The following is a 25,542-nucleotide window of genomic DNA, read 5'->3' on the forward strand; positions in this document are numbered from 1 at the left end:
ATCCCCCGATTTTTAAGATTGTTCCAAGTAATTGACCTGATCAATTTTCCCCTGCAGAAGAATCTCTTCAGGCAGAATGGTTTTTATGACAAAAGCTTCTCCCTTTATTTGAAGCTGACCCTGTTTTAACAGAAGCCTCAGCTCATTGTCTGTAAATGTAAGCAGCCCTCTGTGATTTTCTATATAAATATGTATCTGGCCGATCATGGTGATGCGGGGAAGATCCATCATGACATCCTGGGGTATTTCAATTGTTCGCGTGATCCATTTCGCAACGTTCTGCCGCCATTTTTTCGCCATAAAAAAGAACCCCCTCTCATCTCATATGTATGAGTTTAAAGGGGGTTCTAACACATTTTTTTAAAGTTGCCGCCTTGCTGCCCTGTGCGGCTTTTTAGAACGCGGCGGTCCGATGATTTCGCTCCAGATAATGCCCCGGACAATATCATCTCTTGCAGCTGCAGGTGTTTTCTTAGGTGCAGCAGGAGCCTTCTGAGCCGTCTGCTGCACAAACAGATCCGCCTGCTCCTTTAATTCCGTCACATTCCTTGAAGCGGCATCTTCGTCCGCATTCGGCAAGGTGCTTTTAGCAGACTTATATCTTGCTTCAATTGTTTTAACAGCTTCTTTCATTCGGTCCTTTGCTTCTTCAAACGATTCCCTGCCCGGCTTTTCAGCCTCCGCTATATTCGGCGCGGCAGTATTTTGTACAGTAGCAGGTTTTCTTTTTCGATCACGCTGCGCTTCTGCTTTTTTATCTCTCGCTTTTTTTCCGAACAGGGAGGAAATGGCGAAGATAAGACCTGCTATCACAAGAGGGTTGTTTAAAAGAAAATCAATCCATTGCATCCATCAGCACCTCCTGATTTGGGCTGATTCCTACTCTTCATGATCAGGCTGATCTTTCGAAAGCTTTCCGATCGAATCTCTCATGCCTGTATCAGCATGTATATTTTCAAAATTCATATAGTCCATCACGCCGATTTTCCCATTGCGCAGTGCTTCTGCCATCGCGAGAGGAACTGTAGCCTCTGCCTCCACAACCTTCGCTCTCATTTCCTGCGTTCTGGCATTCATTTCCTGTTCAAGAGCGACCGCCATCGCACGGCGTTCTTCAGCTTTTGCCTGGGCAATTTTCTTATCTGCTTCAGCCTGATCAGTCTGCAGAATCGCCCCGATGTTTTTGCCGATATCCACATCTGCGATATCGATCGACAGAATTTCAAAAGCAGTCCCTGAATCAAGTCCTTTGTTTAATACCGTCTGAGAAATCCTATCCGGGTTTTCAAGAACTTTTTTATGGTTGTCAGAAGAACCGATCGTACTGACGATTCCTTCTCCTACCCGTGCAATAATTGTGTCTTCGCCGGCACCCCCGACAAGTCTTTCAATGTTTGCACGGACTGTGATGCGCGCTTTTGCTTTTACTTCGATTCCGTCCATAGCAACCCCTGCAATAAACGGCGTTTCAATCACTTTTGGATTAACACTCATCTGTACGGCTTCAAGAACATCGCGTCCAGCCAGGTCAATGGCTGCACAGCGCTCAAATGTCAGTTCGATGTTGGCGCGCTCAGCTGCGATCAAAGCATTTACAACCCGGTCTACATTCCCTCCGGCAAGATAATGGCTTTCAAGCTGATTGATGGTTACTCCAAGTCCAGCCTTATGTGCTTTAATGAGCGGATTAATGATTCTGTTCGGACTTACTCGGCGAAGCCTCATCCCGATCAGGGTGAAAATACTGATTCTTACCCCTGCAGCAAGTGCTGAAATCCACAGTGTAATCGGCACAAAGGTAAATAAAACACCAAGTACAATGACACCTATAACAATTAAGCCTAACGTGAGCAGCAATGATGGATCCATTTTGTTCCTCCTTCAATTAAATGATTTCTCTTACGACGACCCGGGAGCCCTCTACCTTAATAACCTTTACTTTCTGATCTTTTGCAATAAACGTTCCTTCTGTCACCACATCAATGCGCTCATCTTCGATCAGAGCTGTGCCCGAAGGCCTCATTGAAGTTAGTGCCACACCCGTCTTGCCGATCAGCTCGAGCCTGCTGCGGTTCGAAACATATCCGCTTTCCGTATTGGTTGAATCACGCAATATGAGTTTTTTAAAGATATTCATACGTTTTCCAAACACCTTTACAAATATGATGGCTGCCGATACGGCAACTAAAAGCGCAATCCCAAGCGAAAAGGCCATATAGCCTATGTCATCTGTTGCGATGAAGAAACTGAGCAGGATTGCTCCAAAACCAATAAATCCTATTATGCCTCCCGGGACGAAAAACTCAGCTGCCACAAGAATGATTCCGGCGGCAAAAAGAATGATGGTCTCAAGCCCGGCAAGCCCTGCAATATAGTGTCCGTAGAAGAATAGGAAGAGCGAAGACAGTCCCATAATTCCCGGCAGTCCGAAACCTGGACTGTAAAGCTCAACAATCAGCCCGAGGCTTCCAATAGAGAGCAGAATAGGGATGACAATCGGGTTTGTGACAAACCGCGCGACCTTCTCGGCAAAGCTTACTTCAATATCAATGACTTCTGCTGAGGCAAGATTCAGCTTTTGGAGCAAACTGTCCAGATTTTCAGCCGTTCCCTCAGAATAACCGACCTCAAGCGCCTGCTCCGAATTCAGTGTCAGAAGATCACCTTTTCCGGCTCCGTACTCAGGCACATCCACATCAGGATCTGCCATGGCAAGGGCATATTTGGCATTCCGGTTATTTTGCTCAGCTGATTCCTTCATTTCCGCAAGCCAGAGCGATTCTGCCTTTTTATCTGCTGTATTGCCTTCAAGATCAATGATAGCGGCAGATCCCATTTTCGCACCGGGAACCATATAAATCTGATCTGCATTCAGGGCAATATACGCTCCGGCAGACAGTGCCCTGCGGTCAATAAAAGCGGTTACAGGGATGTTCGACCCTCTGATTGTATCAGCAATTTCAAGAGCGGCATCAACCGCTCCCCCTGGAGTATTGATGTCTAAAATGATATGGTCTGCATTTGCAGCAGCAGCTTCCTTAAACGATCTCTTGATAAACTGCGACAATCCTTTTTCAACCGTCTCTTCAATGGGGATAACCGCAACTTTATCTGCTGAATTGTCAGCTGCAGGCATATATGCACTTCCAAAAAGCGAAAGGAAAAGAACAATGCCGAAAAAGATATGAAATAGACGGTTATGATGACTCTTCAATGTTCAGCTGGCCCCCTTTCATCTGCAGTCTATCAGTAATACGTTTCTACTTAAGTATAGGTTTCATTTTTATTAAAAATTCTGCTGAAAAACACCCTGTTCAAATGAACAGGGTGTTTTTCCGGTTTTTATGATAGCTGTCCAGCTACAGTTTTATTGACAAGCGCACCGTCAGCCTTACCTTTAACCTTAGGCATGATGGCAGCCATAACTTTACCCATGTCTGCTTTTGACACAGCATTCACTTCAGCAATCGTTTCCTGAACGATAGCTGTAAGTTCTTCCTCTGTCAGCTGCTTAGGCATGTATACAGTTAAGATATCAAGTTCAGCCTGTGTCTTTTCAACTAAATCTAAGCGATCAGCTTTACTGAATTCCTGGAGGGAGTCTTTACGTTGCTTTAATTCGCGAGAAAACACAGTCAGTTCCTCTTCAGCAGACAACTCCTGTTTACCCAGTTTGATGGCTTCATTCTGTAATGAGGCTTTCACCATACGGATAACAGCCAGTTTGTCCTTCTCTTTGTTCTTCATCGCTTGTTTCATATCTTGATTCAAACGCTCAAGAAGACTCATAAATCCACCCTCTTTAGAATTTGCGTTTTCTAGCAGCTTCAGACTTTTTCTTACGTTTTACGCTAGGTTTTTCATAGAATTCGCGCTTTCTAGCTTCTTGTATAGTACCGCTTTTTGATACTGTACGTTTGAAGCGACGAAGAGCGTCCTCAAGCGACTCGTTTTTACGAACGACCGTTTTTGACATTCTTATTCCCTCCCTCCGAATACAACCAATCGACATCATCTGTTTAATAAACATGTTTAAAGAAAACATGTACTTTGCCATTATAATATAACGTGCCTCAGAGGTCAACTTATATAAAAAAACTTCTAAAGAACAATCGTTTGTCCATAGTATTTCTGTCATGATTCTGCGCGCTTGTCCATATAGTGTGAAGAAGAGGTGAGCACATGGCGGCTGCAATGTTCTTTTTGCTGTATTTACTTTTCTTTCTGACAGGTATGCAAATACTTAAAAACGGTCTTTCCATTTTATCAGGAAGCACTATGAGAAGCTGGGTGTTTGCCTGTATAGATCACCCGTTCAAAGCGTTTCTTGCAGGCATTGTTTTTACCGGTATTCTGCAGAGCAGTTCAGCTGTTATGGTCATTGTGATCGGGCTGGTCTCTGCGGGTGTCATTACATTCAGACAAACCATCGGCATCATATTGGGAACGAATATCGGGTCGACTTTTACGACTCAGCTGATCACACTGGACCTTGGGTCACTGATTATACCCATGATAGGCGGGGGATTTGTTTTCTTTTTAGCGGGTGCGATGATGAAAAGGCAGTCCCTTCTCAGGATCAGCGGAATTCTTTCTGGGCTTGGCCTGCTGTTTTTATCCATGTCCGGGTTTGGCAAGCTTGCAGAACCTCTATCGCACCTTGAGACCGTAAGTGAACTGCTGCTGTATTCAAACACCCATGCGTTTGCAGGAGTGCTTGGCGGCACAGTTTTGACTGCCATCATTCACTCAAGCGCTGCAGCCGCAGGCATCATTATGAGCTTTATGAATGCAGACCTACTGACTCTCAGCGCCGGCATAGCCTACATTCTCGGAGCCAATATCGGAACGTGCATCACCGGTTTGATGGCATCAGCCGGAGCCGGGCATGAAGCCAAACTGACAGCCTATGCCCATGTCTGGCTCAATGTCCTTGGAGTCGCTGCCTTTTATCCATTTATTGCTTTCTGCAGCGGTATTGCAGAGCATTTTGCAGCCGAGCCTGATTTGCAGCTGGCCCATTTCAGTCTCGTGTTCAATGTCGTCAGTTCGATTGCCGTCCTTCCTTTTGCTGAACCATTCGGAAGATTTGTGGAGTCTTCGGCCAGGTTTGTTAATAGAAAGCATTAAAAAAAGCTGCCGGATTTCTCCGTCAGCTTTTTGCTGTTATTAATAATCTGAAGTTGACGTTTCACCATTTACAATGGCAATTCCAGCACTTGCACCGATGCGCGTAGCGCCTGCTTCAACCATAGCCAGTGCACCTGCACGGTCACGGACTCCGCCTGAAGCTTTAACGCCGATATCAGGGCCTACTGTTTTGCGCATAAGAGCGATGTCTTCTACAGTTGCGCCTCCAGTTGAGAAGCCAGTAGATGTTTTAACAAAGTCAGCTCCTGCTTTTACAGAAAGCTCGCATGCTCTGACTTTTTCTTCGTCAGTCAGAAGGCATGATTCAATGATTACCTTCGTAAGCGCTTTTCCTTTAGCTGCATCGACAACTGCGCGGATGTCACGCTCAACAAGCTCATCGTTTTTGTCTTTTAGGGCACCGATGTTGATGACCATGTCTACTTCAGTTGCACCTTTTGCAATTGCATCGCCTGTTTCAAATGCTTTCGTTTCAGGAGTAGATGCTCCAAGCGGGAAACCGATTACTGTGCAAACTTTTACTTCTGTGCCATTTAGAAGGGCTGCTGCTGTTTCAACCCAAGTCGGGTTTACACAGACAGATGCAAATTTATATTCTTTCGCTTCTGCGCATAATGTTTCGATTTGTGATTTAGATGTTTCAGGCTTTAAAGCCGTATGGTCGATCATACTGCCAATGTTTACTGACATATGTACTACCCCTTTTCCATTATTATAGTCGTCTGACCTCTTACATCTTATCATTTTTTTGATTGAAATACGAGTACAAGTTTAATTTACACCGGGAAAATAATTATAAACCTGCTTTCGGTAATTCTTTTCAATTGGGTTTGTATTTGTACCCGCTCCCTTTCGCTCCAGTCACTTGCTTTCCGCGGGGAGTGCCTGAAGCTTCCTCGCTGCGCTTGCGGGATCTTCAGTGCCCTCTTTATGCCCCAGAAAAGCGGAAGCGCCCGTTTTGCTCCGGCAGTCAGAAAAGAAATCACCCGAAAAGTCCGGTTTTGACTTTTTGGGGGATTTTGTTCTGACAGAGGAGTTGGGCGCTGGAGCTGGACAAGGAGTCAAGTGCCTTCCGCTGCAGTCCACTGGAGTTTTAATTTCGCTCGCTGAAACGTAAGTACTCTCTAAAATAAAACTTTACTTTTAGGAGCCTTTCAAAAGAAAAAAATCCGAACTAAGTAATTCCCAGTTCGGATTTTTCTTTTGCTGTTTATGAAATCTGGCGGACCGCTTCTGCTGTGGTGTCTTCGTCCATGACACGGACGAATTGTCCTTCTGAGTACGGATAGCCTGCTTTTGTGATTTTTACTTTTACGATTTTGCCGACCATTTCTTCAGAAGCCGGGAATACGACTTTCAGATAGTTGTCAGTATATCCTACATAAAGGCCGCTCTCGGGAGATTCTTTGTACTCTTCTTCAGGAATGACCTCAAGTACTTCTCCTTCGTAATCTGAAGCATATTCTTTTGCAAGCTGGTCTGACAGTGCAATCAGCTGATGAACGCGTTCGTTTTTAATCTCTTCGTCCACCTGATCTTCCATTCTTGCAGCAGGTGTTCCGGTACGTTTCGAGTACGGGAATACGTGAAGCTCGGAAAATTTGTGCTCTTTAATAAAGTTGTAGGTTTCCATGAATTCTTCTTCTGTTTCGCCAGGGAAGCCGACAATGACGTCAGATGTAACAGCAAGGCCCGGCAGCGCTTGTTTCAGGCGCGTTAGACGCTCTGCGAAAAATTCCATTGTGTACTTGCGTCTCATTCTTTTCAGCACTGTGTTAGAAGCGGATTGAATTGGAATGTGCAGATGACGGACAATTTTGTCCGACTGATCCAGTACTTCAATCACTTCGTCTGTAATTTGGCTTGCTTCAATAGATGAAATCCGGATGCGTTTCAGTCCTTTTACCCGTGCATCAAGATCGCGGAGAAGCATCGCAAAGTTGTAATCTTTCATATCTTCGCCGTATCCGCCTGTGTGAATGCCGGTCAGAACAATTTCTTTGTATCCAGCATCAACAAGCTGCTGAGCCTGATTGATGACTTCCTCAGGGTCACGTGAACGCATGAGTCCGCGTGCCCAAGGAATAATGCAGAATGTGCAGAAGTTATTGCACCCTTCCTGGATTTTCAGGGAAGCACGTGTGCGGTCTGTGAAGGCAGGAACGTCCAGTTCTTCATAGACGCGCGCCTTCATGATGTTGCTGACGCCGTTGATTGGCTGTCTTTCTTTTTTGAACTGCTCGATATAATCAAGCATTTTAATGCGGTCGGATGTTCCAACTACAATATCGACTCCTGGAATAGCCATAATTTCAGCAGGAGAAGTTTGTGCATAACAGCCGGTTACACAGATGACGCCGTCCGGATTTTTTCTGATGGCGCGGCGGATGACCTGGCGGCTTTTTTTATCGCCCGTATTTGTAACGGTGCATGTATTAATAACATATACGTCTGCTTTGCTTTCAAATTCAGACCGCTCATAGCCTGATTCTTTGAACAGCTGCCAGATCGCTTCTGTTTCGTAATGATTTACTTTACAGCCAAGTGTATGAAAAGCTACTGTTGGCATGGGATTCACCTCGATAATTCAAAATGATAGGAAACAGCAGACAAAAGGTATAGAGGAGCCGTTTCCGTCCTTAAAATTCTTGGCCCAAGTCCGCAAAGGTTGAATCCTGCGGCTGTCAGCTGCTCTGTTTCTTCTTTCGTCAGGCCGCCTTCCGGTCCAAACACAGCAAGAACCGACTGCCCCGGACTGCACGACTGCAGCACCTTTGCAAGGTTCGACATCTCGCCTGTTTTGGCTGATTCCTCGTAAGCGGCAATTTTATAATCATAAGACTCTGAATGTCTTAAAAGCTCTTTAAAACTTTGAGGCTCAGAAACATCGGGAATCACATTCCTGTACGATTGCTCTGAAGCTTCTTTCACGATCTTTCTCCAGCGGTCCGCTTTCTTGCCTGCTTTTTTTTCATCAAGCTTGACAACGGAACGGGCAGCATTAAAAGGGATAAACGAAGAAGCACCAAGCTCAGTGCCCTTTTGGAAAATCCACTCGAGCTTATCCCCTTTAGGCAGCCCGCTCGCAATCGTGACCTTCACAGGCAGTTCATTGTCCGCATCCTGCCATTCCAGGACAGAACATACAACCGCATCTTCGTGAAGCTCTGCGATTTCACACAGCGCAGAAAAACCGTCTGCTGTACAGCAGACAATTTCATTGCCGGGCTTCATACGCATGACACGGGAGATGTGATGAACATCGTCTCCCGTGATGGTTATTCTGGATGGACTATTTTCTTTTGTTTCCTCGATAAAATAACGCTGCACCGATGAGCACCTCTTATTTTTTTCTGGCGATAAAGGCCACCCAGTCTTCCATGACCACTGTTTCTTCAATCTCAAAACCGGCTTCGATCAGGCCATTTCTGACTTCTGCCTTTTTGTTTAGGATAATGCCTGAAGTAATGAATAATCCGTCCTGCTTCAGGATTTGATTGGCGTCACCTGCAAATCTCAGAATGACTTCAGCCAAAATATTCGCAACAACAACATCAACCGGCCCTTCGACACCGTTCAGGAGGTTGTTCTGTGTAACCGTGACTGTCTCATGCACTTTGTTGAGCTTTGTATTAAGCCGTGCCGCATCTACTGCAACCGGATCAAGATCCATTGCCTGTACATGTTTTGCCCCAAGCATTGCGGATGCAATGCTTAGAACGCCTGAACCGGTACCGACATCGACAACCGTGTCATTTTCTTTTACAGAGCGCTCAAGCGCCTGAATGCATAAAACGGTCGTCGGATGTGTTCCTGTGCCAAATGCCATTCCAGGATCAAGCTCAATGATGAGCTCATCCGAATGGACGGGAGTATAGGTTTCCCATGTTGGAACAATTGTGAACCGCTCTGAAATTTTGACAGGGTGGTAGTACTTCTTCCAGGCTGTAGCCCATTCTTCCTCATTCACTTCACTGATTGATATATCATTCTTCCCTAAATCAATATCATGAATAAGCAGATTGTTCACAGCTTCTTTAATTTCTTCCACCGTTTCCCCGAGAAAACTGTTTACGGGAAGATATGCTTTAATAATAACACCTTCATCAGGATAATCATCAGAATTGAGGTGGTAGATTTCTCCATACACACTTTCGCGCTCTTTTAACAGATCCATCTGATCTTCAATTACGACTCCGCTAGCTCCCGCCTCATGCAGGATATTGGAAATCGGCTCAACCGCTTCCTGTGTTGTATGAATACTTAACTCAGACCATTTCATTCTACCAGCTCCACTTCTGTTTATTCACCCTTGAAAGCACGTTTCACTTTATCAAAAAAACTTTCTTCATGCTCATCCGGTCTGCCGCCGCTCATTTCAGCAAATTCGCGCAGCAGTTCTTTTTGTTTTTCATTAATATTAGTAGGTGTAAGCACCCGGATAACAATGTGCTGATCTCCCTGGCCATAGCCGCGCACATTCGCGACGCCTTTGCCCTTCATGCGGAATTTGGTGCCCGTTTGTGTACCTGCAGGCACCTTCAGCTTCACTTTGCCGTGAAGGGTCGGAACCTCAATTTCATCTCCAAGAGCAGCCTGTGCAAATGTCAGAGGCATTTCGCAGTAGATGTCATCGCCGTTGCGTTCGAAAAACTCATGAGGCCTTACATTAAAGACAACATAAAGGTCTCCTGCTGGACCGCCGTTTACGCCTGGCTCACCCTGTCCGGATACTCTCAGCTGCTGGCCGTCATCAACACCGGCAGGAATCTTAACCGAGATTTTCTTGCGCTTCTGCACTTTTCCGGCTCCGCCGCATGTTGAACATTTGTGTTTGATTTGTTTGCCTGTCCCGCTGCAGTAATGACATACTCTGCGGTTGACAATTCTTCCAAATGGCGTGTTCTGTTCAACGTTCAGCTGGCCTGAACCGCTGCAGTGCGAACAGGTTTCAGGTTTTGTTCCGGGCTTGGCTCCGGATCCGTCACACGTGTCACATGTTTCTTCTCGCGGAATTTCGATGGTTGTTTCTTTGCCGAATACAGCTTCTTCAAAGGCAATCGTCATTGTATACTGCAGGTCTGCACCCTGTCTCGGCGCATTAGGGTCGCGTCTTCTTCCGCCTCCGAAAATAGAGCTGAAGATATCGTCAAAACCGCCGAATCCTCCGCCAAAGTCAGAACTGCCAAAGCCCTGATTTGGATCAGCATGGCCGAATTGATCGTATTGAGCCCGTTTTTGGTCGTCAGAAAGGACTTCGTATGCTTCTGTAATTTCTTTAAATTTATCTGAAGCGTCTGCTTCTTTGTTAATATCAGGATGATATTTTTTTGACAGCTTGCGGTACGCTTTTTTCATCTCATCCTTAGACGCGCTCTTACTTACTCCAAGCACTTCATAGTAATCACGCTTGCTCATAATTGCTCACTCCCGAATTCTCACATAAAGTAAATTGTATCACTCGATTTGGCATGATTGCAAGATAATGTTTGTATGGGCATTTCTGTACCTATACATTATTCTTGACGGCTGAAAGTGTCTTTGTAATTTGTCAGTTTCAGCATAAATTGATCACTCTGCAGTCATACCCGTCCCTTTCGCTCCAGTCACAAGATTACCGCGGGGGGTGCCTGGAGCCTCCTCGCTGCGCTTGCGGGGTCCCCAGTGCCCTCTTCATCCCGCAGGAGTCAAGTGCCTTCCGCTTCAGTCCGCTGGAGTTTTGGTGACATATGAAAAAACATAGCCATTTACAAATAGATCCATGATTAAAAAACTATCCTGCTTTTGGCAAATCTCCAATCGCATGTTCTTTCTTCATCAAAAAAAGCCAAAGTCAAGACAAGCCTGACTTTGACTTTCGGGATGGCGACACTTATTTCTTGTCGTCATTTACTTCTTCGTATTCTGCATCAACGACATTGTCGTCCTGGTTAGAAGCGCCTTGTGCACCTTCAGCACCCTGCTGCTGTTTTGCAGCTTCTTCGTACAGTTTCATTGACAGCTGCTGAACGATTTCCTGAAGCTCGTCTTTTTTCGCTTTGATTTCTTCAAGTTCGTTTTTCTCAATGGCTGCTTTTAAAGCGTCTTTTGCTTCATTTGCTTTAGCAACTTCCGCTTCGTCCACTTTGCCTTCAAGATCTTTCAGTGTCTTTTCTGTTGCGAAGACAAGCTGATCTGCTTCATTGCGAAGTTCTACTTCTTCTTTGCGCAATTTATCTGCTTCAGCATTTTCTTCTGCTTCTTTTACCATGCGTTCGATCTCGTCATCGCTCAGGCCTGTAGAAGACTTGATTGTGATCGCCTGCTCTTTATTTGTTCCAAGATCTTTTGCACGCACGTTTACGATACCGTTTTTATCAATATCGAATGATACTTCGATTTGAGGTACTCCGCGCGGTGCCGGCGGAATGTCAGTAAGCTGGAAACGGCCAAGCGTTTTGTTGTCTGCTGACATTGGACGCTCACCTTGAAGAACGTGAATGTCTACAGCTGTCTGGCTGTCTGCAGCTGTTGAGAACACTTGGGATTTGCTTGTTGGAATCGTCGTGTTGCGCTCGATTAATTTCGTGAACACGCCGCCCATTGTTTCAATTCCTAGTGAAAGCGGAGTTACGTCAAGAAGAACAACATCTTTAACGTCTCCAGTAATAACGCCGCCCTGAATTGCTGCTCCAAGCGCCACTACTTCATCAGGGTTAACGCCTTTTGACGGCTCCTGGCCAAGCTCTTTTTTGATTGCTTCCACAACGGCAGGAATACGCGTTGATCCGCCGACAAGGATAACTTTATCGATTTCTGATTTAGATAGACCTGCATCTTTAAGAGACTGGCGAACCGGTCCCATTGTTCTTTCAACAAGGTTTGAAGAAAGCTCTTCAAATTTAGCTCTTGATAATGTTACTTCCAGGTGAAGCGGTCCAGCTTCTCCAGCTGTAATGAATGGAAGTGAGATTTGTGTAGATGAAACGCCTGAAAGATCTTTTTTCGCTTTTTCAGCTGCATCTTTAAGACGCTGAAGAGCCATTTTGTCTTTAGAAAGATCAATGCCGTTTTCTTTTTTGAATTCAGCTGTAAGGTAGTCAATAATCACTTGGTCAAAGTCATCTCCGCCAAGACGGTTATCACCTGCAGTTGAGCGTACTTCAAATACTCCGTCGCCAAGTTCAAGAACAGAAACGTCAAATGTACCGCCGCCAAGGTCGTATACAAGAATCGTCTGATCCTGATCTGTTTTATCCAAACCATATGCAAGTGCTGCAGCAGTTGGTTCGTTGATGATGCGCTCTACTTCAAGACCAGCGATTTTACCTGCATCTTTAGTAGCCTGGCGCTCTGCATCATTGAAGTATGCAGGAACAGTAATAACGGCTTTCGTTACAGGCTCGCCAAGATAGTCTTCTGCATAAGCTTTCAGATGCTGAAGGATGATTGCAGAGATTTGCTGAGGCGTATTTTCTTTGCCCTCAACCTCTACTTTGTAGTCTGTACCCATGTGGCGTTTAATGGACATGATTGTGTTAGGGTTTGTGATCGACTGACGCTTCGCAACTTCCCCAACCTGACGCTCGCCATTTTTGAATGCAACGACTGAAGGAGTCGTGCGGTTGCCTTCTGCGTTTGGAATAACCTTAGGTTCGCCGCCTTCTAATACAGCGACACATGAGTTTGTAGTACCTAAATCGATGCCGATAATTTTCCCCATCGTAGAAAACCTCCTGATATGTAGTTTATTGATTCACTTTCACCATTGCTGGTCTGATGATGCGGTCTTTTAGCTTATACCCTTTTTGGAACTCTTCAATAACCGTTCCCGCTTCAAAATTCTCATCTTCCACCTGCATGACAGCCTGGTGAAGATGCGGGTCAAACGGCTGGCCTTCTGCCTGAATGGCTTCAGCGCCTTCGTTTTGAAGTGCCTGGATCAGCTGGCGGTATACCATATCCATGCCTTGCAGCAGAGACTGTGTTTTTTCGTCATCTGTATCTATTTTTAACGCTCTTTCAAAGTTATCAAGAGCTGGCAGAATGTCGGTAATGAGATTTTGAGAACGATACTTTTGAGCAGATTCCATATCAAGGCGGGCACGTCTTCTGAAGTTATCTAAATCCGCCTGAAGACGGTACATGCGGTTTTCTGTATCGCTGAGCTTTGCTTCAAGCTCCTCAATTTTAGCTTTCGCATCAGATAACTCGCCTGAATCCTGCTCCTGAGCTTCCTCCTGGCCGGCCTGAGCTTCAGCTGCCTCTTCTTCCTGGCTGATCACTGTTTCTTCTTGCCCGGCTGCCCCATTTTCTTTTAAGCTTTCTTTTGCTTCGTTAGTCAATTTCTTTCACCTCCCTTAAAGGATAAACATCATGGAAAGGAGCGGAAAACGGTTTTTCCGCTCTCTTACAATATGGACAATTGTTTTACGAGTGATACAAATTTGTCAGCGCCTTGGACATGTCTTTTGTCACTCTCTGCAGCAGGCTGATAACCCGCGAATATTCCATTCTCGTCGGGCCAAGCACGGCAATGCGGCCGATCTGCCTGTTGTCAACGGAGTAGGTTGCGGTGATCAGGCTGCAGTTTTCCATTGCGATATTTTCATTCTCTTTGCCGATTTTAATTGTTATGCCTGAATCGTTGGCATTTAAAATATTGTAAAGTTCCTGTTCCTGTTCAATCATCGTAAGCAGCGTTCTGACCCTTGAGATGTCATTGAATTCAGGCTGACTGAGCATGTTTGTCTTTCCGCCGAAATAGATCTTTTCATTGCTGTTCAGCGTAAACGTTCCAGTAAGCACCTTCATGACAGCGTCATAATTCTGGATATGATTTTTCAGGAGACTGACGATTTCTTTATAGATTTTGTCATGCAGCTCCACAATCGGCACATTAAAGAGCCTCTCATTTAAAATATTGACCATCTTCTCAATATCCTGGGGAGCTATGCTTTTGGGAAACGAAATCGTTCTGTTCTCTACATGTCCGGTATTTGTCACGATAATGGCAACAGCCGTATCGTCATTGATTGGAACGATCTGAATGCGCTTGAGCCGGTTTTCGTTCACCTTTGGACCGAGAATAATCGATGTATAGTTTGTCAGATCCGATAAGATCTGCGCAGATTTCTGAACGACTTTTTCAAGTTCAAATATACGTTCTGCAAACACAGATTTAATTGTGACAACATCCATATTCGATAGCTTCTGCGGTGCAAGAAGGTTGTCGACATAGTAGCGGTACCCCTTTTCAGAAGGAACTCTTCCAGAGGAACTATGTGTTTTCTCAATAAACCCCATATCCTCAAGATCGGCCATCTCATTGCGGATGGTAGCCGAACTGAACGTGATCGAATCCTTCTTGGACAAGGTCCTTGAGCCTACAGGCTGTGCAGACTGAATAAAATCATCCACAATGACCTGAAGGATTAAAAGCTGACGATCTGTTAGCATTATCATCACCTCTGTTAGCACTCTGTATGTGTGAGTGCTAAATCTATAATAAAAAGTATCAAATCACTCGTGAAATGTCAATTATTTAGACGAAATTCTCATGCCAGATCAGGCAAAAATACAAAGAGGAAGAAAAGGACTGATTACTGTCCGTCCTTTTCAGGAATAACCCCTAAAAACGCCTGGAATACTTCGTTTCCAAGAAGCTTGCCCTTGTGTGTGAGCGAGAGGAAGTCTCCCTTTTCTTCAATCAGCCCATTGGCCATCTGTTCCTTTACCTGCTGTCCAAAAACCTGCTCCATGCGCATGCCGAATTTTTCATAAAACCTGGCACGGCTCACTCCAGCGGATTTTCTCAGCCCAAGAAACATTTCTTCTTCCATTGCTTCCGCTTTAGACACGATGTGCTCACTCGTATATGGAAGTCCTTCGTCTTCAACTAAAGTCATGTATTTTTTCAGCGGGCCGGCATTGGCACGGCGCACTCCGCCTCCATAGCTATGGGCGCCTGCGCCGATTCCGAAATACTCTTCATTGTTCCAGTACGTCAGATTATGCATGCTTTCATAACCGGGTTTTGCAAAATTGCTGATTTCATATTGTGTGAAACCGTGCTTTTCCATCTCTTCCATTAGCAACTCATACATGGCTGCCTCTTCTTCCTGAGGAGGAAGGTGAAGTTTTCCTTTGGACATTAAATTATAGAAAACGGTTTTAGGCTCCACGATCAGCGAATAGGACGAATAGTGCTGAACATCAAGACTGAACGCCGTGTGAAGGGTTTCTTTAAAATCATCCATCGTCTGCCCGGGCAATCCATACATTAAGTCAATGCTGATATTGTCAAAGCCCACTTTTTCTGCAAGGCCAATTGTTTTCATCACATCTTCAGACCTGTGGCTGCGGCCTATTTTTTCAAGCAGCCTGTCATTAAACGTCTGCACGCCAAAGCTCAGTCTGTTTACTCCAAGTTCTTTCATGATTTTCAGTTTTTCCAAGGAGACTTCACCGGGATTTGCTTCTGCAGCATATTCATGAAGACCTCCAACCGGAAATTCTTCAGCAATGGACGTAAGCAGCTTCTCCATCTGAAACTCATTCAGGGCTGTCGGTGTGCCGCCGCCTATAAAGATGGTTTTAAGTCGGTCTGCCGGTGTTTTTTTTACTGTGTTTTTCATTTCCTTGTGCATGCTGTCCAAATACTCGTCTACAGGCTGATTTTTTAAAAAGACTTTATTAAAATCGCAGTAGTGACAGATTTGTTCGCAGAATGGAATATGAAAATATGCTGCCTGAACCATATTTCTCACCTTCTAATAAAGAAGCCGCAGTACACGACTGCGGCAGTAGTTTTTTCTTACAATATCACAGATTTCCGGGGACTCAAAATCATTTGATTAGTTGTCATCCATTTTGAGGACCGCCATGAAGGCTTCCTGCGGAACTTCAACAGAACCAACCGTTTTCATCCGCTTTTTACCTTCTTTTTGCTTCTCAAGAAGCTTGCGCTTACGTGAGATATCCCCTCCGTAGCACTTGGCAAGAACGTTTTTACGCATCGCTTTAATCGTCGAGCGCGCCACAACCTTCTGTCCAATTGCCGCCTGAATCGGAACTTCAAACTGCTGGCGGGGGATCAGTTCTTTCAGTTTTTCAACAATGATCTTCCCGCGGTCATAGGCCGAATCATTATGCACAATGAAAGACAGGGCATCAATTTTTTCGTTATTCAGCAGAATATCCATTTTCACAAGTTTGGATGCTTTGTATCCAATCAGCTCGTAATCGAAAGAGGCATATCCTTTTGTATTGGATTTAAGCTGGTCAAAGAAGTCATAGACAATCTCTGAAAGCGGCAGCTCATAAATAATGCTGACACGGTTCTCATCAAGATACTGCATGTCAATGAAATTGCCGCGCTTAATCTGGCAAAGCTCCATAACCGCTCCAACGTAATCGTTCGGCACCATAACGGTTGCTTTTACATACGGTTCCTCGATCCGGTCAATCTTCTGCGGATCTGGCAGGTTTGACGGATTGTCAACACGGACATCAGATCCGTCTGTCAGAAAAACATTATAAATAACACTCGGTGCAGTTGTGATCAGGTCAATTTTAAATTCGCGTTCGATTCGCTCCTGGATAATCTCCATATGAAGAAGGCCAAGGAATCCACAGCGGAAGCCGAAACCAAGTGCCTGTGACGTTTCCGGCTCAAATTGCAGAGCAGAATCGTTCAGCTCAAGCTTTTCAAGTGCTTCGCGAAGGTCATTGTATTTTGCTGTATCAATCGGGTAAAGTCCGCAGTATACCATCGGGTTCAACTTACGGTAGCCCGGAAGCGCCTCAGTGGCACTGTTTTTTGCATCCGTAATGGTATCACCGACACGTGTGTCTCCCACGTTTTTAATCGCAGCAGTTAAAAACCCTACGTCTCCGACATTAAGCTCATCCATGAGTACAGGTTTTGGCGTAAACACACCAACTTCCGTCACTTCAAACTCTTTGCCTGTTGCCATCATTTTAATCTTCTGGCCGACTTTAACGGTTCCCTCAACGACACGGATATAGGCTACAACTCCGCGGTATGCATCATAAAGCGAGTCAAAGATCAGCGCTTTAAGAGGAGCTTCAGGATCCCCTGTTGGTGCCGGAACCTTCTCCACAACCTGCTCCAGAATTTCTTCAATACCGATGCCAGCTTTAGCTGAAGCAAGAACAGCCTCTGAGGCGTCAAGTCCAATCACATCTTCAATCTCCTGACGCACACGCTCAGGGTCTGCGCTCGGCAGATCAATCTTATTGATAATCGGCAAAATCTCAAGATCATTGTCAAGCGCCAAATAAACGTTTGCCAGCGTCTGAGCTTCAATACCCTGGGCTGCATCTACAACAAGAACCGCACCTTCGCACGCAGCAAGGCTTCGGGATACCTCGTATGTAAAGTCAACATGTCCCGGGGTATCGATCAAATGGAAGATGTACTCTTCCCCGTCTTTTGCTTTATATCGCAGCTGAACAGCATTAAGTTTGATCGTAATGCCGCGTTCCCGCTCAAGGTCCATTGAGTCAAGAAGCTGATTTTTCATTTCTCTCTGAGTCAAAGCAGACGTCTTCTCAAGAATCCGGTCGGCTAGCGTTGACTTCCCATGGTCAATATGAGCAATGATTGAGAAGTTGCGGATCTTGGACTGCCTCTTTAATTTATCGTCTTTATTCATCATAATCGTTCTATCACTCCTACTAAACTGGCCAATGCACTAACTTTGATTATAACAATAGGGGGGGGAACATTCAACACCGAAAAGCGGAGGGGCCCGTTTAGACCTGGCAGGCAGATAAGAAATCACCGGAAAAGGCCGGGTTTGCCTTTTTCGGGGATTTTGTTCTGACAGAAGGTCTGGGCACCGGAGCTGGACATCACCGAAAAGCGGAATCGCAACAATTTGTATCTGGATTATGCCCTACAACTTACTTCTTCTTCTCTGAAGGGCACATTCTTGCCTTGTCTTCTCCCTTCAGTTCACTTCCTCTTCTCTGAAGGGCACATTCCTGCCTGGTTTTCGACCTTCAGCTTACTTCCTCTTCTCTGAAGGGCACATTCCTGCCTGGTTTTCGACCTTCAGCTTACTTCCTTTTCCCTGAAGGGCACATTCCTGCCTGGTTTTCGACCTTCAGCTTACTTCCTTTTCCCTGAAGGGCACATTCGTCCCCGGTTTTCGCCCTTCAGCGATCATCAAGCATCTTAAGGGCTCAATACACTTTTCACTTCTGCCCTTCATAATCCCCAAACAAAAAAAGGAAAGCAGCTGCCCGCTTCCCTCCATCTTATGCAGTATCCCCCTTATTGAAACAGGCTTTCAACCATGCCTGCCAAAAAGCTGATCAGGCCTGTAATGACAGCACTCGCAAACGAGGCAAATGTCTTTCCCAGCTGGGAAAAGAAGTTGAATGCTTCCATGTCTTCGAGCTTTTGCTGCTTTTCTTCAAGGTTGTGTGTGTTTCCGAGGACAGAAGCTTCGAGTTCGCCTGATGCATCATTTTTCACCTCAAAAGCGCTGCTTAACTTCGGGTCTTCATAGCCTTTCATTTTGACGAGGCCGTGGTTTGCCTGCTGCATGCCGAACAGGACCCCAAAAAGAAGAACCGAGCATAGGACAAAGCACTTCAGCATGAATTTTATCATCGTACGTCCCTCTAATCTGTTTGCTTATTTTTTCTCAGCGGCAGGCGCTGCATTTACTTTTTCAGCCTGCCAGTAATAATCTGCAAAAATGTCTGCCACCGCATCCGCTGTTCTGTTCAGTTCTTCAAGGTTATTATCGATTCCGCCAAATTCGATGAGCATGGCGTTTTGTGAAAGATCCTGATTATAGAGACTGTTTGACCCCTGAGATTTTTTTACAAGTACACCGCGACTGAGTCCCGGATACTTGCTTTCAATCAGCTTGTGCAGGTCTGTTGCAAGCTTTGCATTTTTATCATAAAGTGGATTTTTCCCCCCAATAATGAAGGCCACTCTTGCATATTTTTTGCCTCCGATAGTGGTAGTTGTTAAATCATATCGCATTGAATCCCTGTGAATATCAATGACATATTGAATCTCCTTGTTTGAAGCCATCGCGGTTTCGACCGTCGGCCTGGACATCGTATAGGCTTTTCCGAAGGACCATCCTTTTTCATTCAGCTTTTTCATAAAATTGGTTTTATCAACATTCGTGCCGATTCCATTGTTCTGAAGTGCTTTTCCAAGCCGTTCTCCTACAAGGGTTACGTTAGCTTCTGAATGATAGGCGCTGCTAGGCGCCTTCACATTTTTCAGCATAGGCAGATAGGATTCTGTTGTATGGGTGTGATAAATATAGACAACTTTCCGGTCACCTGTCGTTTCGACTGGAGGGGTTTTTGCCTGGTCAGGTTCTTCACCTGCTCCTTCCAAGTCAGCTATTGAAGCCTCCCTCTCTTCAAGCAGCACTTCTGTTGGAGGAGGAGATTCAATCGGCATGGTTGTATAGTCGGTTCCTTCACCGGCTACTAAAATTTCACTGTCAAAAAGAGTGAAACCGGGCAGCTCTCTTCCGAGAAGACTCCGGGGGTCATCCGGATTGATGCTTGTTGCTGCTTTAAAAAACAGGGAGGACACGCTTGGAAGCTTCGTTTCTTTAGGAAGATCCTTTATGAAATAACGGTTTTCAAAACCAAGCAGGTGAATGAATGCCTGTCCGTTAATATTGCTTGTCAGTTCGTTAATTGATTTTGAAGTAATCCTGTATTCAGGCTTGAGCGAGGTCAGTGCGCCTGAGAGCAAAAACACGAGCATAAACAAAGTAAAGCCTAGTGCGAATCCTTTTTTCAAGCTTGTCCCGTTTAGAGTGACGACAATACCGCGAGTTTGACGAAAGTGCTTCATCTTTCTTTTTCCTCCTTAAAGCCTGCCTGCTAAACTATATGCAGCAGAAGGAGAAAATAGACTGTTTTTCAATGGGTATATGATCTTGCGTTTCCTTTGTCCACTTGCTGGTGAAGTGCTTCGTTCAAGCCGTTGGCAACGACGGTCGCCATGTCTTCAATAAAGGTATCAACTTCTTTCGGTGTTACCATCAGATTATGCCCGAGCGGAGAGAGCACCTCATGGATAAGCCTTCTTTTCTCTTCATCTTCAAGCGTGCCGATCACTCCGAGAAACTGCTGTCTGTGTTCATCCGACGGCAAATCTTCATCTGTAAGAACTTTCTTTTTGCCGAACGTCATTCCTGCAGGTGTCAATGCTTTTGAAGGTTTGTCCCCTTCTCTCATTTCTCTGCCGAAATGCTTTAAAATAAAATCGATGGTATCGCTTGTAATGGATACGGCATCTACGACCGTTGGAATGCCGAGGGCAATGACCGGTATGCCAAGAGTATCCATGCTGAGTTCCTTGCGTTTGTTTCCTACACCGGAACCCGGATGGATGCCCGTGTCTGATATTTGTATGGTCGTGTTCACACGTTCAATCGAGCGCGCCGCAAGAGCATCGATGGCAATGACAAAATCAGGCTTGCTTTTATCAATGATGCCTGTAATGATGTCACTAGTTTCAATGCCTGTAATCCCCATAACTCCGGGGGATATGGCGCTGACCGGCCTGAACCCTTCCTGAACATTTTCAGGCTGCAGTTTAAACAGATGCCGGGTCACCAGGAGATTTTCCACAACCTGCGGTCCAAGCGAATCAGGCGTCACATTCCAGTTTCCAAGCCCGACAACAAGACAGCTTGCGTCTTTGGATATGTTCAGCCCCTCCATAAACTGGCTGAACTCTTTTGCAAAGACATCAACAACCTGATCCTGGAGGGCTGTGTCTTTCTGGCGTATGCCCTGAACTTCAAGCGTCAGATAATTGCCTGGTTTTTTGCCGGTCAGCTCTGCTCCCTGTTCTGTTATTTGAAGAGATGTGATTTTGATGCCGTTCTCATCCCTCTCTTTAACTATGACACCTTCTATTTCGGGAGATTTCGCCTTCTGTTCGGGAGTTCTGGACTCATCTGCCATCCCCTTCGCTTCAATGGCTAAATCTGTCCGGACTGAATACTTGCTTAGATCCAATGATTCTTTCACGTGTTTTCCTCCTGGCAAATTAGATTTATTCCTTATTTTTACCGGTTTTGGACCGTTTCATTCCAGGCGGAAAACAGCTGCGAGATTTTCCTTTACAATTATATTGCATTCTATATGCCCGTTTGATAAAATATCACTTGTTCTTATTGTTGATGAAAATATCGAGTATAATAGATCTCGAATGCTTTTTAGGAGGTGAAACGAATGCCAAACATCAAATCTGCGATCAAACGCACAAAAACGAACGCTGAGCGCAATGCACACAACGCTACAATCAAATCTGCTATGCGTACTGCTATCAAAAGAGTAGAAGCTCTTATTGTTAACAACGATGCTGACAATGCTAAAGCTGCACTATCTGTAGCTGCTAAAAGAATTGACAAAGCTGCTCAAAGTGGACTTATCCACAAAAACGCTGCTGCTCGTTACAAATCTCGTTTAACGAAATCTGTAAACGGTCTTTCAGCATAATGCAAAAAAAATCCTCTTCACGGGAAGAGGATTTTTTTTATGCATTTTTCCTGTTAAATAGCTTCAGAAGAAACAGTTCAATGGTCAGTTTCTTATCCATCTTTCCCGTTTTCATGACATAATCAGCTTCTGCCAGCTCATTCATGATGGCTGTAAGCTCGCTGCTTTGAAACAGCTGTGCCTGCCCCAGAGCAAGCTTGACTCTGAAAGGATGCACTTTGAGGTTTCCTGCTATCTGCTGCTGTCCGTACCCGAGTGCAGCAAGCTCTTTCGCCTGCAGGAGGAGCCTGAACTGATTGATTAGAAGGGACAGAATTTTGATCGGTTCTTCGTTTGCTTTCAGCAGGTCATAAAAGATCTGCATCGCTTTTGCCCGGTCTTTGCGGACGACCTTTTCAATAAGTTCAAAAATATTCTGCTCAAGTGTTCTTGCCACTAAAGACGATACCGTGTCCGCTGTAATGGTTCCGCCTTCACCTGTATATGTACTCAGTTTTGAAAGCTCCTGCGAGATGGCCATAAGATTTCCGGCAGTCAGCATATAGAGCATGTCCCGGGCCTCGTTTTGCAGAGTGATGCCATGCGTTTCCGCCAGTTCATTCATCCATTTTTTCGTATCGCCTTCTGAAAATCCGTTCATTTCCACCGTTTCAGCAGTTTTTTTCAGGGATTTTGTGATTTTTTTCCGTTCATCAAGCTTTTCATACGGAGCTGCAATCACAAGAATGGTATAAGGGGCAGGGGAGTTTACGTACTCCTCAAGTTTTTCAATGCGGTGCTCAAGCTTTTCCTTCTTTTTCTCACTAGTTAAAAACGCCGGGTTTTTTAAAATAACCACTCTCCGCTCACCGAGAAACGGAAGCGTTTCAGCATCTTCTATTGCAGCTTCAAGCAGCGTTTCCGACAAATCGTACTGCGCAAGATTAAAATCCATTTCGGACGGTTCCAGTGCAGCATCTATGATCAGCTGAAGGGTTTCCTGAAGGAGATAGGATTCCTTGCCCAGCAGAAGATATACAGGCTTAAGCTTTTTATTTTTCAGGTCTTTCCAGACATTTACTACCATGTAATCACCCAGTTTCCATCATGCTTCTCTCATCGTATAGGTCCTTTGCTTTTTTTTCAAGAGGAAAAGCCAAATGGAACAGGGAACCTGATGACAAGTCCCCTGATTTATATAAACGCCGCCGCATATGACCCGGGTTCCACATACTGGCTGGCGATCGATCTGATTTCTTATAGTGTCCTCTTGCCCCCATCTTTCTATAGGTGTAAAGTGTTGACAAATGGCCGATTGGAAAATGATAGATTTTTTGGCGGATTTGACTTATACTATAAGGCATAATAGGAGGGGTAAATTGTGAATGAATTTGAAAAGAATGTTCAAAGTAAACGCAACGACGCTGTAGACTCTGGAGTGGGATTTGTTGTATCATTTGGTTTTTTCGCCACGATCTTCATCATGGCAACTGTTATTAAGTTAATCGGTTCATGACAACCCTTACATAGAGGCTGCCGGGCAGTCTCTTTTTCATTTTTCCTTTCCTGATACGCTATCGTATGGAGGGTGGATAGAAAATGTTCCATTGTCCCCCTTAAATTTATAAGCAATTGACCCATCCCGGTCCGTGCGGTATGTTTTGGTCCCATTTTGCTCAAGGAGTTTCAGCACATCCGGATGGGGATGATTGTATCTGTTCTTCCTTCCGGCCGAAATCAGGGCGATCTTGGGCTGCAGCTGCTGAAGAAAAGGAACAGAAGTGGAGCCTTTACTTCCGTGATGGCCAATTTTCAGCACATCCGCCCGTAATCCCCTGTAGGCTTCAAGGATCCGCTTCTCCCCGTCATGTTCAAGATCACCGGTAAAAATCCACTTCAGACCACCTATTTCCGCGTACAGAACAAGCGAATCATCGTTTTCACTGTCTGTAATCTCTGCAGGTGATAATACTTTCCACTTGAAGTATTTGTCATCCATAACATCTCCGCTTCCAAGAGCGGTTATTTTTATGCCTTTTGCCAAAGCTTCCTCCACAATTTCTTTTTCAAAGTCCCCTCTTATAAATCCTTTTGGAACGACGATTTCCTTTACCTCTACTTCCCGCAGCAGTTTCAGCGCTTCCCCTGCATGGTCCGCATCCCCATGAGTCAAAATCAGCTTATCAAGCGTCTTTTTACCTTTAGATTTTAAAAACGGCACCAGCGTATCCTCGGCTATGGAGTAGGACGACCGTTTTTCCTGCCAGGCTTCCCTGCTGAACGAGAGAATGCCTCCGGTATCAATCAGATAGGTTCCCTGATTATAAGGCGCAGACACGTATATGGAATCACCCTGACCGACATCCAGAATGACAACCTCTCCTTCTGCCTGGAAGTGTGCAGATTGATGCTGAAGGAAGAGAAGCAGAAAAACGGCTGCCGCCGCCCCTTTCAGCCTGCTGAAAAGGAAGTGCTTTTCAAATGCCACAGCTGCAAAGCAAAACAGGACCGTGTAAAGAGAAAGCACCAGCCATGATGGCTTCCCGAATACAAGCATAAAAGAATATCTGCTGCCTGCAAGCAGCGCAGCATCATTGCTGATGGCAATGACGGCATCAGTCACTCCAATCAGCACGGTTCCTGCAGAAGGAACAGCTGCCTTTAAAAGAAAAGAGCCCAGGCAAAGAGGAAGAACGACCGCTGAATAAAATGGCACAAACAGCAGATTCACAAGCACACTTACTGCTGACACCTGATAAAAGCTTTGCAGGATGATTGGAAGTGAGGAAGCCTGCGCAATCACTGATACAGCTGTGAGCTGATGCAGACGGCTTGAAAATGAGGAAATGATTTTAACGGATAAAAGAAGGGCAAGACTGACTGCGAAGGACAGCTGAAAACCGATGTTAAATAAATAATAGGGATCTGCGGCAAGCATCACAATACATGTAATGGAAATCGCATCTGCAGCTGTGAGCTTTATTCTCAGCTGTTTAACGGCGAGATAGATCATGCTCATGCCGGCAGCTCTCAGGACAGACGGAGCCCCGCCTGCAAGCAGGCTGTATACGGGAAGCAGCAAAAGAAGAATACGGGCAGCCCATTCATGGGTCACACCTGAGCGTATGAGAATGAAGTAAATGCAGGAAACAAGAATGCTGACATGCAGTCCTGAAATCGCCAGCAAATGGATGATGCCCAAATCGCGGTATGCTTTGTTGATCTCATCTGGAATATACTCCCTGTATCCAAAAAGCAGAGCCGCAGCAATGCCTCTTGACTGGGGAGAAAATTCCTCGGCAGCAAACTGAATTCCCTTTGCTCTGTACTCAGCCAGCTTTTCGAAAAAAGAGGAAGCCCCGCCGCTGCAGTCTTTGATCGAATCAGGGGTCATAACCCAATGGATTCTGCTGTTTTTCAAGTAATCATGATAGTCAAACGCATTAGGGACAGTCGCTTTTAATGGATGCGTCAGATGGCCGTTAAATGTGCAGGAGGTGCCTGCTTCAATCTGTTTGGACAGGTTCATAAGTTCCCCTTCAGACTGAACGAAATAAACGGCAGACAGCTTTTCCCCATGGGCATGAATTACGCCTTTCATCTGATTTCCGTCAAACTCAGGCGGCTCTGAAAAGGATGCGCGGAGAACTGTTCTGCCTTCTGTGAATTGTGAAACATTTCGATTGTCGGTTTGGGTGAAATGAATGGTAAAGAAGATAAACGTGAGAAGTGTAAGAACGAAGAGGGTCTTTTTTTTACGAAAGAGTAGGCAGGAAAAGAAGAAAAACACCAATATGAGCATTTGGGGATGATCAGGAGATTTTGCAGCAGCAACACCTAAACCGGATGCTGCCGCAAAATAGATAAGCCTTCCCTGATAGCTTATTTTAGAAATCTGCAAGATAT

The 25,542-nt window shown here is 45.2% G+C and carries 24 protein-coding genes; 3 read left to right on the forward strand and 21 right to left on the reverse strand.

Annotated features, from left to right (window positions below):
• Positions 1-12 precede the first annotated feature (12 nt).
• The 6 genes from yqfC to rpsU all read right to left on the reverse strand — a co-directional run bounded on the left by yqfC (position 13) and on the right by rpsU (position 3,976).
• Positions 13-300 (reverse strand): sporulation protein YqfC, encoded by a 288-nt coding sequence (gene yqfC, locus JOJ89_RS14680; RefSeq protein ID WP_029279581.1) that lies wholly within the window; start codon positions 298-300, stop codon positions 13-15.
• Positions 301-360: 60 nt separating this feature from the next.
• On the reverse strand, positions 361-849 hold the full coding sequence (locus JOJ89_RS14685; RefSeq protein ID WP_203288127.1) for a hypothetical protein: 489 nt from the start codon (positions 847-849) through the stop codon (positions 361-363).
• Between the two features lie 30 nt (positions 850-879).
• Positions 880-1,869, reverse strand: coding sequence for a flotillin-like protein FloA (gene floA / locus JOJ89_RS14690; protein WP_029279578.1), 990 nt, complete (start codon positions 1,867-1,869; stop codon positions 880-882).
• A 16-nt stretch (positions 1,870-1,885) separates the two neighbouring features.
• A complete protein-coding gene (locus tag JOJ89_RS14695; RefSeq protein WP_029279576.1) occupies positions 1,886-3,184 on the reverse strand; it encodes an NfeD family protein in 1,299 nt (432 codons plus the stop codon).
• Between the two features lie 158 nt (positions 3,185-3,342).
• A complete protein-coding gene (locus JOJ89_RS14700) occupies positions 3,343-3,789 on the reverse strand; it encodes a GatB/YqeY domain-containing protein (protein WP_029279574.1) in 447 nt (148 codons plus the stop codon).
• A gap of 13 nt (positions 3,790-3,802) precedes the next feature.
• Complete coding sequence (rpsU, locus tag JOJ89_RS14705; RefSeq protein WP_015595024.1) at positions 3,803-3,976, reverse strand: 30S ribosomal protein S21; 174 nt, start codon at positions 3,974-3,976, stop codon at positions 3,803-3,805.
• 206 nt (positions 3,977-4,182) lie between these two features.
• Between rpsU and JOJ89_RS14710 the strand changes: the two genes are divergently transcribed.
• Complete coding sequence (locus JOJ89_RS14710) at positions 4,183-5,130, forward strand: Na/Pi symporter (RefSeq protein ID WP_035207214.1); 948 nt, start codon at positions 4,183-4,185, stop codon at positions 5,128-5,130.
• Positions 5,131-5,169: 39 nt separating this feature from the next.
• On the opposite strand, the gene deoC is transcribed toward JOJ89_RS14710, so the two are convergent.
• The 13 genes from deoC to gpr form a co-directional block, all read right to left on the reverse strand.
• On the reverse strand, positions 5,170-5,841 hold the full coding sequence (gene deoC / locus JOJ89_RS14715; protein ID WP_203288129.1) for a deoxyribose-phosphate aldolase: 672 nt from the start codon (positions 5,839-5,841) through the stop codon (positions 5,170-5,172).
• A gap of 520 nt (positions 5,842-6,361) precedes the next feature.
• Positions 6,362-7,720 (reverse strand): tRNA (N(6)-L-threonylcarbamoyladenosine(37)-C(2))-methylthiotransferase MtaB, encoded by a 1,359-nt coding sequence (gene mtaB, locus JOJ89_RS14720; protein ID WP_029279562.1) that lies wholly within the window; start codon positions 7,718-7,720, stop codon positions 6,362-6,364.
• Between the two features lie 5 nt (positions 7,721-7,725).
• On the reverse strand, positions 7,726-8,481 hold the full coding sequence (locus JOJ89_RS14725) for a 16S rRNA (uracil(1498)-N(3))-methyltransferase (protein WP_029279561.1): 756 nt from the start codon (positions 8,479-8,481) through the stop codon (positions 7,726-7,728).
• A gap of 13 nt (positions 8,482-8,494) precedes the next feature.
• Positions 8,495-9,433: a 50S ribosomal protein L11 methyltransferase gene (gene prmA / locus JOJ89_RS14730; protein WP_029279558.1), complete on the reverse strand. Its 939-nt coding sequence runs from the start codon at positions 9,431-9,433 to the stop codon at positions 8,495-8,497.
• Between the two features lie 20 nt (positions 9,434-9,453).
• On the reverse strand, positions 9,454-10,569 hold the full coding sequence (gene dnaJ / locus JOJ89_RS14735) for a molecular chaperone DnaJ (protein ID WP_203288130.1): 1,116 nt from the start codon (positions 10,567-10,569) through the stop codon (positions 9,454-9,456).
• 454 nt (positions 10,570-11,023) lie between these two features.
• Positions 11,024-12,853 carry a molecular chaperone DnaK gene (gene dnaK / locus JOJ89_RS14740; RefSeq protein ID WP_029566732.1) on the reverse strand — a complete coding sequence of 610 codons (1,830 nt, stop codon included), beginning with the start codon at positions 12,851-12,853 and terminating at the stop codon, positions 11,024-11,026.
• Positions 12,854-12,878: 25 nt separating this feature from the next.
• Entirely contained in the window at positions 12,879-13,475 is a 597-nt protein-coding gene (gene grpE / locus JOJ89_RS14745; protein WP_029279552.1) for a nucleotide exchange factor GrpE, read from the reverse strand.
• 85 nt (positions 13,476-13,560) lie between these two features.
• Positions 13,561-14,589: a heat-inducible transcriptional repressor HrcA gene (hrcA, locus tag JOJ89_RS14750; RefSeq protein WP_203288132.1), complete on the reverse strand. Its 1,029-nt coding sequence runs from the start codon at positions 14,587-14,589 to the stop codon at positions 13,561-13,563.
• A gap of 143 nt (positions 14,590-14,732) precedes the next feature.
• Entirely contained in the window at positions 14,733-15,890 is a 1,158-nt protein-coding gene (gene hemW / locus JOJ89_RS14755) for a radical SAM family heme chaperone HemW (RefSeq protein ID WP_203288134.1), read from the reverse strand.
• A gap of 96 nt (positions 15,891-15,986) precedes the next feature.
• The gene (gene lepA, locus JOJ89_RS14760) at positions 15,987-17,810 is read right to left on the reverse strand and encodes a translation elongation factor 4 (protein WP_035207325.1); all 1,824 of its coding nucleotides are present in this window, start codon (positions 17,808-17,810) and stop codon (positions 15,987-15,989) included.
• Positions 17,811-18,433: 623 nt separating this feature from the next.
• Positions 18,434-18,775, reverse strand: coding sequence for a YqxA family protein (locus JOJ89_RS14765; protein ID WP_029279542.1), 342 nt, complete (start codon positions 18,773-18,775; stop codon positions 18,434-18,436).
• Positions 18,776-18,799: 24 nt separating this feature from the next.
• On the reverse strand, positions 18,800-19,999 hold the full coding sequence (gene spoIIP, locus JOJ89_RS14770) for a stage II sporulation protein P (RefSeq protein WP_203288136.1): 1,200 nt from the start codon (positions 19,997-19,999) through the stop codon (positions 18,800-18,802).
• Between the two features lie 68 nt (positions 20,000-20,067).
• Positions 20,068-21,186, reverse strand: a complete 1,119-nt coding sequence (gene gpr / locus JOJ89_RS14775) for a GPR endopeptidase (RefSeq protein ID WP_203288138.1) — start codon at positions 21,184-21,186, stop codon at positions 20,068-20,070.
• Positions 21,187-21,390: 204 nt separating this feature from the next.
• On the opposite strand from gpr, the gene rpsT reads away from it, so the two are divergent.
• Positions 21,391-21,657, forward strand: a complete 267-nt coding sequence (gene rpsT / locus JOJ89_RS14780; RefSeq protein WP_029279536.1) for a 30S ribosomal protein S20 — start codon at positions 21,391-21,393, stop codon at positions 21,655-21,657.
• Positions 21,658-21,694: 37 nt separating this feature from the next.
• Here rpsT and holA read toward each other — a convergent pair whose 3' ends face one another.
• Positions 21,695-22,723 carry a DNA polymerase III subunit delta gene (gene holA / locus JOJ89_RS14785; RefSeq protein WP_203288146.1) on the reverse strand — a complete coding sequence of 343 codons (1,029 nt, stop codon included), beginning with the start codon at positions 22,721-22,723 and terminating at the stop codon, positions 21,695-21,697.
• 294 nt (positions 22,724-23,017) lie between these two features.
• Here holA and JOJ89_RS14790 point away from each other — a divergent pair, with 294 nt between their 5' ends.
• Complete coding sequence (locus JOJ89_RS14790) at positions 23,018-23,152, forward strand: YqzM family protein (protein ID WP_029279532.1); 135 nt, start codon at positions 23,018-23,020, stop codon at positions 23,150-23,152.
• Between the two features lie 36 nt (positions 23,153-23,188).
• Here the strand turns inward: JOJ89_RS14790 and JOJ89_RS14795 are convergent, their stop codons facing one another.
• Positions 23,189-25,537: a DNA internalization-related competence protein ComEC/Rec2 gene (locus tag JOJ89_RS14795; protein WP_203288147.1), complete on the reverse strand. Its 2,349-nt coding sequence runs from the start codon at positions 25,535-25,537 to the stop codon at positions 23,189-23,191.
• Between the last annotated feature and the right edge of the window lie 5 nt (positions 25,538-25,542).

Origin of the sequence: Metabacillus sp. cB07 (genome assembly GCF_016839225.1) — a bacterium.
GTDB lineage: Bacteria > Bacillota > Bacilli > Bacillales > Bacillaceae > Bacillus_P > Bacillus_P indicus.